The following is a 15,328-nucleotide window of genomic DNA, read 5'->3' on the forward strand; positions in this document are numbered from 1 at the left end:
ATCACGTCTTTTGCAGTGTCTGTATCCGGCTCGCTAACGTTACCACTCTCATCTTTCGCCGTACCCGTCACTTCACTGCCGTCTTTTACTTTATCCGCAGGAATAGTGGTCTTGCCGGTTTCCGGATCAACCGTCAGGTTCGGAGCAGGCGTCGTCCATTTACCGTCTTCGCCTTTTTCAACAACTGAAGTCTGCTCGTTGCCATCTTCATCTGTATGGGTGATTTCGATTTCTTTGGTGTCGTCATCTGTCGGTGGGGTCACCGTCACTGAACCGTCATCTTGGGCTTCCACATCTGGCTTGCCTGGTGGGGTCACATCTTTGGCTGTATCTTTGTCCGCTGGGCTTTCATTGCCTGCTTCATCTTTCCCTTTTGATACCACCTCGGTGCCGTCTTTCACCTTATCTTCTGGAATAGTTACCACACCGGTGTCTGGATCCACTGTCACACCCGGATTTTCATCTGGGTTTTTCACTGTCCACTGACCGTCATCGTCTTTTTCTGTTACGACAGTATGCGGATTGCCGTCCTCATCCGTATAGGTGGTTTCCACTTCTTTGGTGTCGTCATCTGTCGGTGGGGTCACCGTCACTGAACCGTCATCTTGGGCTTCCACATCTGGTTTGCCTGGTGGGGTCACATCTTTGGCTGTATCTTTGTCCGCTGGGCTTTCATTGCCTGCTTCATCTTTACCTTTCGATACCACCTCTGTGCCGTCTTTCACCTTATCTTCTGGAATAGTTACCACACCGGTATCTGGATCTACTGTCACACCCGGATTTTCATCTGGGTTTTTCACCGTCCAATGACCGTCATTGTCTTTTTCTGTTACCACAGTATGCGGATTGCCGTCCTCATCCGTATAGGTGGTCTCCACTTCTTTGGTGTCATCATCTGCCGGTGGGGTCACCGTCACTGAACCGTCATCTTGGGCTTCCACATCTGGCTTGCCTGGTGGGGTCACATCTTTTGCTGTATCTTTGTCCGCTGGGCTTTCATTGCCTGCTTCATCTTTACCTTTCGATACCACCTCTGTGCCGTCTTTCACCTTATCTTCTGGAATAGTTACCACACCGGTGTCTGGATCTACTGTCACGCCCGGATTTTCATCTGGGTTTTTCACTGTCCACTGACCGTCATCGTCTTTTTCTGTTACGACAGTATGCGGATTACCGTCTTCATCCGTATAGGTGGTTTCCACTTCTTTGGTGTCGTCATCCGTCGGTGGCGTCACCGTCACTGAGCCGTCATCTTGGGCAACAACGTCTGGTGCGTCAGGTGCAGTAGTGTCTGTATCATTATGTCCACTACTATGTCCGCCCTTAACAGCGCCTAAGAAGAAAAGTGGAACTAATGCGAGCAACCATAATGGATTGAAAGCCCAAAATGCGCCAATTGGGTCACCACCCAATGCTTGACCAGCGGAAACTTGATCATCTAACTCGGTTACAGCATCAGCTTGTAATGTACTTTCTGGAACATAAGGATAAATTTCGCCATTTTCATAAGCGCCTACAAGTAAGCTATCCTTATATGCCCCAACTTCTTCATCATAATAATTACTAATAATTAAATCAGGATTTTCGATATTTGATCCTTCAAACGCGATTTTTAAATCCTTACCATCACGTTTGATCATAATATTTTCTGGAGCAAAGCCCGTGCTATCATCAATTAGCTGATAATTCACTTTGCTTTGTGCAGAAACAGTTGTTACTTTTCCAGCACCTGCTTTCAAATTAACGGTTTCAAGCGTTTTTTTAGCGCTATTAATCTTTAATGTTATATTTCTAGCCATAATGTTTTACCTTTTCGTTACTACTTGTCCCCGTGTACAACAATACTTACACGACGATTCGGCTGATCACAGGCTCTACGAGCAATAGTATTCTTTGGATAACGAACTTTACAATCAGCGACTAATGGCTGGCTTTCGCCTCGACCTTCAATCTTCACTAAGTTCTCATTAACCCCTCCAGCTACCAATGCTTTTTTCACTGTTTCCGCACGTTTAACTGAAAGTTTTTGGTTGTAATTTGCGTTTCCTTCAGGATCTGTATAACCAATCACTGTAACATCGCTAATATTATCTGGCATTTGCTGAATATCTTTTGCGATAGCCACAATTTCTTGTTTACCTTTTGGAAGCATATTGGCGTAATCGGAGCGATCAAATTTGAATAATGCCGAAGCCTCAAGATTAAATTTCTTCAATACTTTCGAGCATCCTTTCAAATAATCTACACGAGAAAGGGTATGAGTTTGTTTTGGCATTCCTTTAAGCTCTGCTCTTGCTTGCTCTTCAGAAACCTGAACAATAGTCGGTTTGCCATTTACATTAGTAACTTTAAAAAAAGAAACTTGATTTACGGCTAAGTCATAGAAGTTTCCTTCTTTTTCTTTAGCGCGATACCCCGGATCTTGATGAGTAAATTCACCATAAATCTTTTGATTTTCTGCACAAACAGTTTCTTGGCGATAGGCATTTGGTTGCAGAGAGGTTAAATATTCACTATTTATGTAAACATTTACTGTTGGACCATCAATAACATCTGATTGACGATAAACCACGATAGAGGAACGCCCCTCTGGAACTGTATCACTATACGGTATGTTTTTTGTATCAACCCAAGTTAATTTTTGTGTTGAACACCCAGTTAAAATGAAGGGAAACAATACCAAAGCCAGCTTTTGATATTTAAATTTCATAAAGTTGGAACTCCTATCCATTAAAACGTAGCATTGATGCTACATAAAAATGAATAATAAAAGATAATTCGATTTAATAAAAATTAAATCTAAAATAGAAATTCCTTTTTCCATCAAGCTTAATTTCTTAACAAACTCATCTTAACGTTGTATCAAATGGAAACCATCTGAAAGTTAATCTGTACTGCAATGCTAACAATTAAAGATGTACTAAAGAAACACCAATAATAGCGATGCCAATCCTATGGAATCACTACCTAACAAGGACTTACTTTCAAGTAACGAGATTGGTACTTATGGTTCTTTAGGTTCAAATCGCATCAAATTTAATGCTTAAAAAATTCTTCCATGACCAAATTATCAGCAGTCCTTAATTTAAACAGGATACAAATTGATTATGCGTTAAACAAAATCTATTGTTTTCCCATTTTTAATAATCAATGATTATTTTTTAGCTCAAAAAGAATACAAAAATGCTTTTTGAGCGTGGTTAATTATAACAATTGATGAAAAATAAGTCACCCCCCCCCCTAGCACTTTTTCTTCTCAAATTCTTTGACGAAAATCAAACTTTTGTTAGCTTATTCGTTTACATAAAAAAAGATTTCGCGCTTTTCTAAGACATTTAACTCATTTAGAGAGTAAAAATAATACAAAATAGTAAGTGCGGTGGTTTTTTGAGAATTTTTAGCAAAAAATAACCGCACTTGCTTAACCTTCAAGTGAGGTTATTTTCTTATTGTAAAATAAATACGATTAATGCTGTTTCTGCAATAATCCATTTAATCCAATTGAATTAGACGCCTTTAACAAAACCAAATCCTTCGCCTCTAATATATTCGGCAATGCTAATTTGAGCGCTTCTACATTCTCAAATACCGAATAACGACACTGAGCCTGCTTCAACACATTTGCCGCAACGCGACTAACACTTTTTCCGACTAATGCAATATGGCGTACATTCATTTTTGCCAAGCGCTCCCCTAGCTCATAATGATATTTATCACTATCAGCGCCAAGCTCTAGCATATCTCCAATAATTAGCACTTTATTTTCGGCAGGATATTCCAATTTCGCAAAATGCGCTAAAGAAGCCGACATTGATAATGGATTTGCATTGTAAGCATCATCAATCACTTCAATTTCTCGCCCATTAAATGTTGTTTTAAAGCGTTCGCCGCGTCCTTGTACAGGCAAGAATGAAGATAACCCTTGACTCATCTTTTTCATATCAAAATGAAAATAGTAAGACACCGCCAAGACCGCCATTGCATTTAGCACGAAGTGTTTGCCGCCCACCGCAAGGGTCAATTTTATTCTTGAACCATCTGGCAATCCGATGGTGGATACTTCATTATTGTAGGCAAGTAGTTTTATATCTGCCTGAGAATGCTCCCCATACGTTAGCACAACCAAGCCTTTCTCTTTCGCTAAGGCAGAAATTAACTCAAACTGCGGAATATCACGACAAATAATCGCTAGGCTTCCTTTTTTCATTTCGTTAAAAATTCGAGCTTTTTTCAAAGCAATATTTTCAACAGTTTCGTGATATTCAAGATGCGCCGGGGCAATATTGGTAATGACAGACACATCTGGCTGAGCCAACTGTGTATTCAAATTCATATTGCCAATTGCCATTTCCAACACCCAGAAATCGGCAGATTGCGCCATTGATGCCATATTCCAAGCAATACCAATGGGTAAATTTGCACTCGCTCGCGTTTGCTCCGCACACCCAATTTGGTTTAAGGTGTGCGCTAACATACAAACCGTTGTGGTTTTCCCCGCACTTCCTGTTACGCCAATGACTTTTCCATTAAACGCATTTCTTGCGGCCAAACCAATATTTAATACCGCTCGGCGAATATCTTTCACTAATAACACGGGAGTATCTGTCGTATAAGTTGCCGTTTCATCATCAGTAATAACGCCTGCTGCTCCACGCTTTAATAACGCATTGACGCTCACTCTAGGCAAATATCCTTGCGTCATACTTTTGCTGCGCTCAACCAACAAATAATCGGCTTTAAAATTTTTCGGCCACGCACAAAGCCCTGCCACACGCCATTCATCTTTTGGTGGCACCAGCCAACGTCCATTCGTAATTTCAGGCAAACTCCACTTGTTTAATGGCTCAAGATGACTCAGATTTTTCCCATAAACATTCAGATGAATCGTTTCTTTTAACAGTTTTTGGTAGCCTACCAATCCAGACAAATAATGTTCTACATCATCTATGCGTACACGAAATGCGTGATGCCTAATAAAAAAGCCATATAAGATTGTTTGTGGTTTTTTAAAAAACATTGCCACTTCAGGAAAGAAAAAACCATTAACCAAATATTTGGCTCGATTATGTAACGCATCATAAAATGCTGGAATATCAAAATTAGCCAAAACTTCCTTCTTATATTCCGGAAATTCCTCTAATTTCATTAGCATTTGATGAAATGCCACAGATAACTCTAACAATGTAGGAAAAGTGGTAATTCGATTTCTAATAAAACTTAGATAACCATCGACATTACGCACAGCAAAAGCAAAATATTTTTTCTCGGGTAAATATTTCACCAATTCATTAGAACAATAAGATAACCAGTGGTCATGGGCTTTTTCGTGTTTATTTGCAATAAAATAATCAAATGCACTCACCACGCAATTCAACCAACGTTTATCTTGCGTCATTCCATAAAGACGCATTAAGCCAAAAGCGGCTTCGCCATCATAATAAATAATCCGCGTTTCTTCTTTAACAGATAAGTCATCAGCATTTAAGACGTGTACAAATGCGCCATTTTCTTTCTGCATTGCACAGATACCACAAGCCAATTTTTCACATAACATCAAATAATGTTTTTTCTTTGGCGCATCAGGGAAAACCATTAAATATTTTGTTAATGCTAAAATCGCAACTGCATTTGCACCTAATTTAATTTCATTCCCCGTATCAATGACATAGGCTTTCTCACCATAATCTCGAATTGCCTGTGTTAATAAATAATCTAACGCCTTATCAATTTGTTGTTTAATTTCATTTAAAAGATGTTCATCAACACTCAACACTCCGTCTTCCACTTGCTGGCAGTAAGATTCATATCCCTCCAATAAGGCATAAGTGCTACTTGCATGGCGCAACCTATTATAGGTGGGAATAACTCGATCAAAACAAGGGAAATAACCATATTCATATATACCATTTTCTTTTACTTGCTTTGATAAATAAGTGGTTGATAAACGAATTAACTCTTGTACTTCATCTAAACCAAAAGTATCAATTTTACGATGCCCTTGATAACGGGGCTGGGTGTCTAATTGATAATAATCATTTTTTTCTACATCAAGAAAAAAACCTGCCGTCTGAAAAATAAGTATATTCTCATTATCTGTAAAAGCTGGCATTTGGCTACTGCCGTGGCGCGCTTTAATATAACGCATCAAATTATTCTGATTAACGCAAGCCGATACTTCATCAGCACCCGCATATAAACACGCATTCGCATTTAATTCCATTTCTGTTAAAAGCAACCAAGGCTCTCTTTTCCCTTTAAACGCAATTCCCGCACGGAAATAATTACGCTTATAGCGAGATAAGTCAGATTTGAATGTTCCCCATTCCATTGAAGTGGCGTTCAACGTCCATTCAATACGAATATATTTAATGGGATTTTCAAATTTTGTTTGTAATGATGTTAAATGAGAAATAATTTCTTTGCACAAATCCTCTGCCGTAATAGTTAATTTTTCTGCTAACCAAAAGGTTTTTACTTTCGCCCTCTCTGCTCCATCACTCGCAGATAAAATAATTACTCGAGATAAAGGATTTGATAAATTATTTGCCTTATGATTTTTTAACGTATTACAAATATCTAATACTAACTTTTCCATATCTACGCCTTAAAAATATTTATTACTGAAAATAGCTCTACAACCCCACCTGTGGAAAATACCGCTCGGTCAACACCACAAAATCTTGCAGAGAAATCAACCGCACTTTACTTTCATCATTTTCATCGCAATTAACAAAGTGCGGTGCGATTTCTTGTAGATTTCTGGCGTAGATGTCGCTTTCTAGCGCATAGCAAGGCACGCTGAGTTGGGCGAAAAGTTCTTGGTGTTTGAAGGGAAGTAGCACGCCGTCTTGCCATAGCACAAGACAATCTTGTTCCGTAAAATGGGCAAAATAGCGAGCGAGGGTTTGGCTGTCGTAATCAGCTTTGGCGAAGGTATAAAGCATCATCATTTCCTGCAAAAGAATGAAAAAGTGCGCTAAAAAGTCAGCACTTTTTCTGCTTGTTGTAATTTTTCCATTAACGCCGCACGGGGCAATATTTCGCAATCCAGTAGCCAATTTGCTTTTTCAAGGTTTAAGGCCTGTACGGATTGTTGGCACAGATAACGCTGTTCGATGTCGTATAATGCCAGTAATTTGAAAGGCTGGCTGACATTTTTCTGTAAGATTTTTTCGCTTTGTTGATTGGCGATGAGATTGAAAACCCCGTCATCAAGGAAAAACACCGCAATTTCACTTTCATCACAAAAGGCGGTGGCAGCAAGGAGCGCATCTAAGCCCTCGCGGCTAGCGGCCGTGCCATAAGGCGGTTGGGTAAACACAAAAGCCAGTTTAATCATAGGGTTATCACTCGATCTGCTTGCAACACAGCTTGGCTAAACTCGCCCAACCCTGCTAACACAAAGCCCTCTGCCAGATTATTTTGCTGTTTATCTTTGCTCGTTAAAGCGTCCACCACACCACGGCGTTGCGAAGCCGCAATGCAAAGATGCAAAGGGATATGGTGCTGTTCACTCAAGGCTTGCCAGTGTTGTTGTAAATTAAATTCATCATTAGCAGGATACACAAAACCGTTGCCGTTACCTACGCCATTTTGCATAAAAAAAACTTGGCTGATTTGATGCCCTTTTTCAAGCAAGGCGTGGGCGAGTTGATAGGCTAAAAATGCCCCTTGCGAGCCATAAACAGGCTGTTTTACTGCGATCACATAACGCATTATTTCATCTCATCTTGCTTGATTTGGCGAATATACAAATACACCGTATGGCGTGAAATATCCAGCCGCTCAGCCACTAGGTTGATGGCATCTTTGATGTCAAAAATGCCTTTTTCATAGAGCGAAAGCACAATTTGGCGATTTTTATTATTGTTTGCCACCAAGCGATCAGCGGTGATCTCTTGCACGGTTTGTTCGATGGTTTGGCTAACCAGTTCTTCCACCGAGCTGGCAAAATTCACTTCAGAAGCAGACTGTTGCTCCGCAGGCGGCATAAGGGCTTGGATAAATTGGGTTACCGACACATCTAAATTAATATTAATGCACAGCAAACCAATAATGCGTTTTTCTTGATTACGAATGGCGATGGTGACAGATTTCATCAACGCCGTGCCTTTTGCGCGGGTAAAATAAGGCTTGGAAACATTCTCCGTTTGCATTGTTTTGAGCGATTTCAAGGCAAAATCGGTGATTGGTGATCCCACTTTGCGGTGGGTGTTATGCCCATTGGCAATGCAAATGGCAGAATGTTCAAAATCTTCTAGAGAATGTAGCACGATTTCGCAATGACTGCCGATTAAGGCACTCACGCCGTCCACCACCGCCACATAGGAATTTAAAATCGCACGATCTTCATCAGTAAAAGGGCGTCTATCCGTTAGCATTGGGTTTATCTCAAAATGATGGAAAAATCCACCGCACTTTTCTTTCAATTGGGTGAAAGTGCGGTGGTTTTTTTCTTATTTTTTCTCAGGGGTAACGTCTAATACTTCCACATCAAAATAAAGGGTTGAGTTAGGTGGAATTGGGCCTGCGCCTTGTTTTCCATAGGCTAAATCCGCTGGGATAAGCAGGGCAATTTTGCCGCCTTTTTTGACTAATTGAAGCCCTTCTGTCCAGCCCTTAATCACTTGATTTAATTTGAATTCTGCTGGCTGACCACGTTCTACGGAGCTGTCAAACACGGTGCCATCGGCTAATTTCCCCGTGTAATGCACTTTGACCATATCATCAGGTTTGATCGCCGCACCTTCACCTGCTTTTTCAATGCGGTACATTAAGCCTGACGCGGTTTTTTTCGCACCGTCTTTTTTCATAAAGTCCGCGGTGAATTTTTCGTTTTCAGCTTGTACTTTCGCTTGACGCGCTTCATACACTTTGTCGCCAATCGCTTTTAATTTTTCTTGGATTTGTTGATCCGTTAAATCCCCTTTGCCCTCTAAAGCATCGTTCACGCCTTGTAATACGCGGGCTTTGTCGTAATTGATCACATCTTTTTGATCGTTGATTAAGGTTTCAAGGAATTGTTTTCCTGTGGCATAACCCACCACATAAGAGGCTTCATCATTGAATTTTTTGTCCGCTGCTTGATCAGCAAAAACTGAGCCAGAAACCACCGCACTTAATGCAAGTGTGATAAGAGAGAATTTTTGAATTTTTAACATTGTTTATCATCCTTTATAATGAATCGAAATTTTTGATAGGTTAAATCGTATTGCGCAATTTAACAACCATTATTTATGGGTCTGTTGATAATTCATTGTGCATTTTAAACATAACGCTAAGGATTATTTATGCAAATTCAACTTGAGCAAGCAAAACAAATTGCCGAATTAGAAACAAAAGTGGCGTTTCAGGAACACGCCATTGAGGAATTAAACCAAGCCTTGGTGGAACAACAATTTATGCTTGAGAAAATGCAGTTGCAGCTGCGTCATTTAGCGGCGAAGTTAAAAGATTTACAACCCTCTAATATTGCAAGCCAAGCAGAAGAAACACCGCCGCCGCATTATTAAGGGCATAAAAAAGGCTAATCACAAGGATTAGCCAAAGGTTTTTATAGGAAGTTTCTAATTTATGCTATGGAGTCTATGGTTTATTCGTTCGCGAAGTATTTTTCTAAATCTTCGCTTCCACCGATGTACTCCCCACCGATGAATACTTGTGGCACGCTGGTTTTACCCGTGATCGCACGCACAGAGATGGTGCTTGCATCGCGGCCTAATACGATTTCTTCAAAGGTGTAACCTTTCACTTTTAATAAACCTTTTGCTTTTGCACAGAATGGGCAACCCGGTTTAGTGAAGATAGACACTGAAGGTTTTGCTTGCCAATCAGGTTTTAAGTATTTGATCATTGTATCTGCATCAGACACTTTGAACGGATCGCCTGGCTCGTTTGGCTCGATGAACATTTTTTCCACTACGCCGTTGCGCACAAGCATTGAATAACGCCAAGAACGTTTACCAAAGCCAAGGTCATCTTTATCAACAAGCATACCCATACCTTCAGTAAATTCACCGTTACCATCTGGGATTACTGTGATGTTTTCTGCTTCTTGATCTGCTTTCCACGCGTTCATTACGAAAGTGTCGTTTACAGATAAACAGATAATATCGTCCACACCTAAGGCTTTGAATTCGCACGCTAATTCGTTATAACGTGGTAAGTGTGTTGATGAACAAGTTGGGGTAAATGCCCCCGGTAATGAAAATAACACGACCGTTTTGTTATCAAATAAATCTGAAGTGGTTACATCAACCCATTGATCGCCCTGACGAGTATGGAATGTTACTTGAGGAACTTTTTTTCCTTCCATTGTTGCTGTCATAATCTTTCTCCTATTGCGATTAAAATAATGATTTCTTATTGACGGGGTGAATTATAGTGAAAATCGTGATATAGTTACAAACGATTAATACCTATCCTTTTAATTGATTCTTTCTATAATGAGAGGAAATAATGAATATCCGAGATTTAGAATATTTAGTCGCACTGGCTGAACACAAGCATTTCCGCCGTGCCGCCGATGCGTGCCACGTTAGCCAACCCACATTGAGCGGGCAAATTCGCAAACTGGAAGACGAACTGGGCATTATTTTATTAGAACGCACCAGCCGTAAAGTGCTGTTTACCCAATCGGGATTATTACTCGTGGATCAAGCTCGCACCGTGTTGCGTGAAGTAAAATTACTCAAAGAAATGGCAAGCAATCAAGGTAAAGAAATGACTGGGCCATTGCATATTGGAATGATCCCAACCCTTGGGCCTTATCTGCTGCCTTATATTATGCCTGCGCTAAAACAAGCTTTTCCTGATTTAGAGCTATTTTTATATGAAGCGCAAACTCATCAACTGTTAGAGCAACTGGAAAGTGGACGTTTAGATTGCGCTATTCTTGCCACCGTGCCAGAAACCGAAGCCTTTATTGAAGTGCCATTATTTAAAGAAAAAATGTTGCTTGCAATTTCCCAAGAGCATCCTTGGGCAAAAGAGAACAGTATTCCAATGGACAAACTCAAAGGCTGCGAAATGCTAATGCTTGATGACGGCCATTGCCTGCGCGATCAAGCGCTGGGCTATTGCTTCACCGCAGGAGCAAAAGAAAATCCACATTTCCAAGCCACCAGCCTTGAAACCTTACGCAATATGGTGTCCGCCAACGCAGGAATGACCTTAATGCCAGAGCTTGCGGTGTTAAACGAAGGCAATCGCACTGGAGTAAAATACCTCCCTTGTGTGCCAGAACCCTCACGCACTGTGGCATTAATTTATCGCCCCGGTTCACCATTAAGAATGCGTTATGAACGGGTGGCAAACACCATTAGCAGTATCATCACCCCGATCCTTCAACAAAAATAAGAGGGCAAAATGGCAGGCGTTCGTGCAATTCAAAAAGAAAAAACCAGACGCGCGTTAATCAGCGCCGCATTTAATCAGCTCAGTGCGGAGAAAAGTTTTTCCAATCTGAGCTTGCGTGAAGTGGCAAGAGAAGCGGGCATCGCGCCCACGTCTTTTTATCGCCATTTTCGTGATATGGACGAACTCGGCTTAGAAATGGTGGACGAAGCAGGCCTAATGCTGCGCCAATTAATGCGCCAAGCACGAAAACGGTTGGAAAATGGCGGTAGCGTTATCGTAATTTCCGTAAATACATTTTTTGAATTTATCACCCACAGTACCAACGTTTTCCGCTTATTGTTACGTGAAAGCTCTGGAACATCGCACGCTTTCCGTACCGCCGCCGCACGGGAAATTAAGCATTTTATTGACGAACTGGCTGAATATATTGCCGAACGCAATGGCTATTCCCGCCACATTGCTTATATTCAAGCAGAGGGCATCGTTACACTGGTGTTCACCGCTGGTGCGAATGCCTTGGATATGAATAAGGAAGAACGAGAGTTGCTTAAAGAACGGGTGATTTTACAACTGCGAATGCTCGCCAAAGGTGCAGCCTACGCAGCCCAAAAGGAAAAGCCCCTAAAATAAAGTGCGGTGCTTTTTTCGTAAATTTTTTTCATAAAAAAACCTGCTTAAACGCAGGTTTTCTTTCTAATGGTAAAAATTAGACTTTTTGCAGCTGTTTTTTCAGCTTAGTGAGTTTGTCTTTCATACGCTGGCGTTTGAGCGGAGAAAGATAATCCGCAAAGACAATGCCATTTAAATGATCAATTTCGTGTTGGATACAAATCGCTAATAAGCCATCAGCATTCAGTAAAAAATCTTTACCATTTTTGTCCAAGGTACGCACAGTCAGCTTTTCTTTACGCGGTACAAAGCCATTCATTCCCGGCAAAGACAAACAGCCTTCTTCAATGCCCGTTTCGCCAGAACTTTCGATAATTTCAGGGTTAATTAACACAATTTGATTTTCTTTCGTGCCTTCAATGTCGATCACAATCAAACGGCGATGCACATCAACTTGGGTTGCTGCCAAGCCAATGCCCTGTTCGTGATACATTGTTTCAAACATATTATCAATCAAAGTGTGTAATTCTTCATCAAATTTTTCCACCGGCTGCGCCACCGTTTTAAGGCGCTCATCGGGGTAAATCAACACATCAAGTAATGCCATAAATTCATTATTCCTTTGCTAAAAAAGTCGGCATAGTTTAACGATTTTCAGGAAAAACGCCAAGAAAAATGACCGCACTTTGCTTTTTTAGACTTTCATTCCGTAAAGATAAAGTTATACTAAACCCTAGCCGATCTTCAAAAAGGTGGAATAAATGGATACATCTCTCATTCCGAATATTGAGCTTTTTATTGCGACACTTTTCCCTTTTAATCAGCTCCCTTCTTCTTTGGTACAACGCATAGCAAGTCAGATTATGATTCGTTATATCCCTAAAGGGGAAGCGGTAATTGACGAACAAAGTGCGGTAGATTTTCTTTACATTATTCGTATTGGTGAAGTTGAGCAAATTCATCAAGACGGTGAACTGCGGGCTAAGTTAGAACAAGGGGATATTTTCGGTTTCAGTATTTTTTCACCGCACGAAAAAGAAAAATATTGTGCTTATGCTTTAGAAAATAGTTTGATTTATCAAATTCCCTATCCTTGCTTAAGTAAAATATTGCAAGAATATCCTGAGTATGCTGCTTACTTTTCTGCCCGAACTAGCACAAGATTAACTAGTATTGCGCGCAGTGCAAATCTCAAGAATGATGATAATATTTTTATGAAAAAAGCTATTGAAGTAGCTAACCCTAAAGTCGCCCTTGTTGATGTAAACAGCACCATTCAACAAACAGCGCAAGAAATGCAAAAGCAGCGCCGTTCTTCCGCCTTAGTGCTGGAAAATGGAAAATTAATCGGGATCGTCAATGATCGAGATATGACTAAAAAAGTGGTCGCTATGGGGTTAGATATTCATCAATCTATTCGCCAAATTATGACTCCAAATCCTCCAACGATTGCGCCTTCCGACTTAATTCTTGATGCGGTGTCTTTGATGATGCAACACAATATTCGCAGTTTACCTATTGTCATCGATCGGCAAATTTTAGGGATTTTAACCGCAACCGATTTGGTGAGATATAACAGCGTTCAATCAATTTTTATCATCAATCGCATTTTTCAAGCTAATACGTTACCCTTATTGATTGAAGTAGCGCAGCAACAAAAAACCTTGTTTATCGCGCTTATGCAAAATGGTACGCCTTATAACACCATTATGAAAGTGATGACCTTAATCGCAGATGCCTTTAACCGAAAATTATTGATGATGGCGGAGCATCAATTTGGTGAACCACCTTGTGCTTATGCGTGGGTGGTATCTGGCTCACAGGCTCGTTATGAAATGCACTTATTATCAGATCAGGATAATTTCATTATTACCGAGCGATCGCTCAATGAAAGGGAACAAGCCTATTTTACTCAACTTGCCGAGTTTGTTAATCAAGGCTTAGATTTGTGCGGTTATGCTTATTGTTCGGGAAACTTTATGGCATCAAACCCCAAATGGTGCATTTCGTTAACGCAATGGAAAGAAAATTTTAATCAATGGGTTCGTACGCCTGAATTAGAGAGCCTATTAAATACCAGCGTGTTAATGGATATGCGTGCACTTTATGGTGAAATGAATTTAGTTGAACAATTACAAGATCACATTACAGAATTAGTAAAGAATAATAAACGTTTTTTATCATTTTTAGTCGCAAATTCAACGAAAATCACCCCACCTTTGAGCATTTTCCGTAATTTTGTTCTGATTAAAGAGGGGGAAAATAAAAATAAACTCAATTTAAAAAAACGTGCTATTAGTTTACTGGTTGATCTTGGGCGTATCTACGCCTTGGCGGCGGGAATTTCCAACGCACTTTCTACGGAGCAACGTTTTATTCGCTGCCAAGAATTAGCCTTGATTGACAAAACCACGCTAGATAATGCGCTAGGCGCTTACGAATGCGTGTGTGATATTCGTTTTAAATATCAACGAATTTCTCTGCAAAATCAGCAGCCGATCAGCAATCATATTGATCCCAGTGAGCTCACCACCTTTGAACGGCAGCATTTAAAAGATGTATTCCGTTTAATTGCACAATTCCAAGAAGCCGCCCAGCTTCGCTTTTCACAAAGAGGAATGATGCGATGAAAGGATTTTCTCAATTTTTTCAGCGTTTTCACCCTCTCAGCAAATTGCAACACACACGGCAACAATATTTAATGCACAAAGATTGCCCTGCTATTTTACAGCCTTTACTCCAATTTCCTTGCCCTAATATTGAAGATGAACTTGAAAAACTCGCTTACCTTGTGATCGATTTTGAAACCACTGGGCTTAATTCAATGATCGACAATATTTTAAGTATTGCAGCACTGCCAATTGATCACCTCCGCTTAGATCTCTCCCAAGCTTGGCATTTATTTATTGATGAACCTCAAGTCAATCCTGAAACGGTCGTAGTTAATCATATTTTGCCGCAAATGCTCAATGGTGCCGAACAACTCGATGAGGCGATGCACAAACTTTTTAGCCTAATGGCTGGACGAATTGTCATTGCCCACGGAGCCAATATTGAAAAGCGTTTTATTCAGCATTATCTTGCCACCCGCTATCAGATCACGCATTTTCCCCTCATTTGGCTAGACACATTAAAAATTGAGCGATCTTTTATGTCGCCACATACAAATGTCAGCCCCAATTATCAGCTCGCGACTATTCGCAAAAATTATAGCTTGCCTGATTACATCAACCATAACGCCTTAATTGACGCCATCGCCACAGGAGAACTATTTTTAGCACAGATATATAAACTTTTTGGTTCGCAAACGAAATATTTTGGCGAAGTCTATAAACGTTCTCTATAAAAAAAGCGGCTAATT

15 protein-coding genes are annotated in these 15,328 nt (G+C 40.4%); 5 read left to right on the forward strand and 10 right to left on the reverse strand.

Annotated features, from left to right (window positions below):
- From ACLS0A_RS07690 to ACLS0A_RS07725, 8 genes are all read right to left on the reverse strand, one after another.
- The coding region (locus ACLS0A_RS07690; RefSeq protein WP_416082900.1) for a hypothetical protein at positions 1-1,799 on the reverse strand (1,799 nt) is incomplete at its 3' end.
- Positions 1,800-1,819: 20 nt separating this feature from the next.
- Positions 1,820-2,710 (reverse strand): OmpA family protein, encoded by an 891-nt coding sequence (locus ACLS0A_RS07695; protein WP_416082901.1) that lies wholly within the window; start codon positions 2,708-2,710, stop codon positions 1,820-1,822.
- 756 nt (positions 2,711-3,466) lie between these two features.
- The gene (locus ACLS0A_RS07700; protein ID WP_416082902.1) at positions 3,467-6,595 is read right to left on the reverse strand and encodes a UDP-N-acetylmuramoyl-tripeptide--D-alanyl-D-alanine ligase; all 3,129 of its coding nucleotides are present in this window, start codon (positions 6,593-6,595) and stop codon (positions 3,467-3,469) included.
- A gap of 37 nt (positions 6,596-6,632) precedes the next feature.
- The gene (locus tag ACLS0A_RS07705; RefSeq protein WP_416082903.1) at positions 6,633-6,950 is read right to left on the reverse strand and encodes a DsrH/TusB family sulfur relay protein; all 318 of its coding nucleotides are present in this window, start codon (positions 6,948-6,950) and stop codon (positions 6,633-6,635) included.
- A gap of 26 nt (positions 6,951-6,976) precedes the next feature.
- On the reverse strand, positions 6,977-7,339 hold the full coding sequence (gene tusC / locus ACLS0A_RS07710; protein WP_416082904.1) for a sulfurtransferase complex subunit TusC: 363 nt from the start codon (positions 7,337-7,339) through the stop codon (positions 6,977-6,979).
- A complete protein-coding gene (tusD, locus tag ACLS0A_RS07715) occupies positions 7,336-7,716 on the reverse strand; it encodes a sulfurtransferase complex subunit TusD (protein WP_416082905.1) in 381 nt (126 codons plus the stop codon). Before tusD ends, tusC begins: the two co-directional genes overlap by 4 nt.
- Complete coding sequence (locus tag ACLS0A_RS07720) at positions 7,716-8,381, reverse strand: helix-turn-helix transcriptional regulator (RefSeq protein WP_416082906.1); 666 nt, start codon at positions 8,379-8,381, stop codon at positions 7,716-7,718. Before ACLS0A_RS07720 ends, tusD begins: the two co-directional genes overlap by 1 nt.
- A gap of 75 nt (positions 8,382-8,456) precedes the next feature.
- Positions 8,457-9,161: an FKBP-type peptidyl-prolyl cis-trans isomerase gene (locus ACLS0A_RS07725; protein ID WP_416082907.1), complete on the reverse strand. Its 705-nt coding sequence runs from the start codon at positions 9,159-9,161 to the stop codon at positions 8,457-8,459.
- Positions 9,162-9,290: 129 nt separating this feature from the next.
- On the opposite strand from ACLS0A_RS07725, the gene ACLS0A_RS07730 reads away from it, so the two are divergent.
- Entirely contained in the window at positions 9,291-9,512 is a 222-nt protein-coding gene (locus ACLS0A_RS07730) for a SlyX family protein (RefSeq protein WP_103853504.1), read from the forward strand.
- 80 nt (positions 9,513-9,592) lie between these two features.
- Here ACLS0A_RS07730 and ACLS0A_RS07735 read toward each other — a convergent pair whose 3' ends face one another.
- The gene (locus ACLS0A_RS07735; protein ID WP_103853503.1) at positions 9,593-10,327 is read right to left on the reverse strand and encodes a glutathione peroxidase; all 735 of its coding nucleotides are present in this window, start codon (positions 10,325-10,327) and stop codon (positions 9,593-9,595) included.
- Positions 10,328-10,458: 131 nt separating this feature from the next.
- Between ACLS0A_RS07735 and oxyR the strand changes: the two genes are divergently transcribed.
- Positions 10,459-11,358, forward strand: coding sequence for a DNA-binding transcriptional regulator OxyR (gene oxyR / locus ACLS0A_RS07740; protein WP_416082908.1), 900 nt, complete (start codon positions 10,459-10,461; stop codon positions 11,356-11,358).
- Positions 11,359-11,367: 9 nt separating this feature from the next.
- Positions 11,368-11,988: an HTH-type transcriptional repressor FabR gene (gene fabR, locus ACLS0A_RS07745; RefSeq protein ID WP_103853501.1), complete on the forward strand. Its 621-nt coding sequence runs from the start codon at positions 11,368-11,370 to the stop codon at positions 11,986-11,988.
- Positions 11,989-12,064: 76 nt separating this feature from the next.
- Here fabR and def read toward each other — a convergent pair whose 3' ends face one another.
- On the reverse strand, positions 12,065-12,574 hold the full coding sequence (def, locus tag ACLS0A_RS07750; RefSeq protein ID WP_416082909.1) for a peptide deformylase: 510 nt from the start codon (positions 12,572-12,574) through the stop codon (positions 12,065-12,067).
- Positions 12,575-12,728: 154 nt separating this feature from the next.
- On the opposite strand from def, the gene ACLS0A_RS07755 reads away from it, so the two are divergent.
- Together ACLS0A_RS07755 and ACLS0A_RS07760 are read left to right on the forward strand one after the other, a co-directional pair.
- Positions 12,729-14,597 carry a DUF294 nucleotidyltransferase-like domain-containing protein gene (locus tag ACLS0A_RS07755; protein ID WP_416082910.1) on the forward strand — a complete coding sequence of 623 codons (1,869 nt, stop codon included), beginning with the start codon at positions 12,729-12,731 and terminating at the stop codon, positions 14,595-14,597.
- Positions 14,594-15,313 carry an exonuclease domain-containing protein gene (locus tag ACLS0A_RS07760; RefSeq protein WP_103855418.1) on the forward strand — a complete coding sequence of 240 codons (720 nt, stop codon included), beginning with the start codon at positions 14,594-14,596 and terminating at the stop codon, positions 15,311-15,313. The genes ACLS0A_RS07755 and ACLS0A_RS07760 overlap by 4 nt, the downstream gene beginning before the upstream one ends.
- Positions 15,314-15,328: the final 15 nt, after the last annotated feature.

It is taken from the genome of Avibacterium volantium (assembly GCF_049366555.1).
GTDB classification, from domain to species: Bacteria; Pseudomonadota; Gammaproteobacteria; order Enterobacterales; family Pasteurellaceae; genus Avibacterium; species Avibacterium volantium_A.

Coding starts and splice junctions, on each gene's coding strand:
- ACLS0A_RS07735 (WP_103853503.1), bottom strand. CDS start 10,327: ATGACAGCAACAATGGAAGGAAAAAAAGTTCCTCAAGTAACATTCCAT.
- tusC (WP_416082904.1), bottom strand. CDS start 7,339: ATGATTAAACTGGCTTTTGTGTTTACCCAACCGCCTTATGGCACGGCC.
- ACLS0A_RS07755 (WP_416082910.1), top strand. CDS start 12,729: ATGGATACATCTCTCATTCCGAATATTGAGCTTTTTATTGCGACACTT.
- ACLS0A_RS07730 (WP_103853504.1), top strand. CDS start 9,291: ATGCAAATTCAACTTGAGCAAGCAAAACAAATTGCCGAATTAGAAACA.
- fabR (WP_103853501.1), top strand. CDS start 11,368: ATGGCAGGCGTTCGTGCAATTCAAAAAGAAAAAACCAGACGCGCGTTA.
- ACLS0A_RS07725 (WP_416082907.1), bottom strand. CDS start 9,161: ATGTTAAAAATTCAAAAATTCTCTCTTATCACACTTGCATTAAGTGCG.
- ACLS0A_RS07705 (WP_416082903.1), bottom strand. CDS start 6,950: ATGATGATGCTTTATACCTTCGCCAAAGCTGATTACGACAGCCAAACC.
- oxyR (WP_416082908.1), top strand. CDS start 10,459: ATGAATATCCGAGATTTAGAATATTTAGTCGCACTGGCTGAACACAAG.
- def (WP_416082909.1), bottom strand. CDS start 12,574: ATGGCATTACTTGATGTGTTGATTTACCCCGATGAGCGCCTTAAAACG.
- tusD (WP_416082905.1), bottom strand. CDS start 7,716: ATGCGTTATGTGATCGCAGTAAAACAGCCTGTTTATGGCTCGCAAGGG.
- ACLS0A_RS07720 (WP_416082906.1), bottom strand. CDS start 8,381: ATGCTAACGGATAGACGCCCTTTTACTGATGAAGATCGTGCGATTTTA.
- ACLS0A_RS07700 (WP_416082902.1), bottom strand. CDS start 6,595: ATGGAAAAGTTAGTATTAGATATTTGTAATACGTTAAAAAATCATAAG.
- ACLS0A_RS07695 (WP_416082901.1), bottom strand. CDS start 2,710: ATGAAATTTAAATATCAAAAGCTGGCTTTGGTATTGTTTCCCTTCATT.
- ACLS0A_RS07760 (WP_103855418.1), top strand. CDS start 14,594: ATGAAAGGATTTTCTCAATTTTTTCAGCGTTTTCACCCTCTCAGCAAA.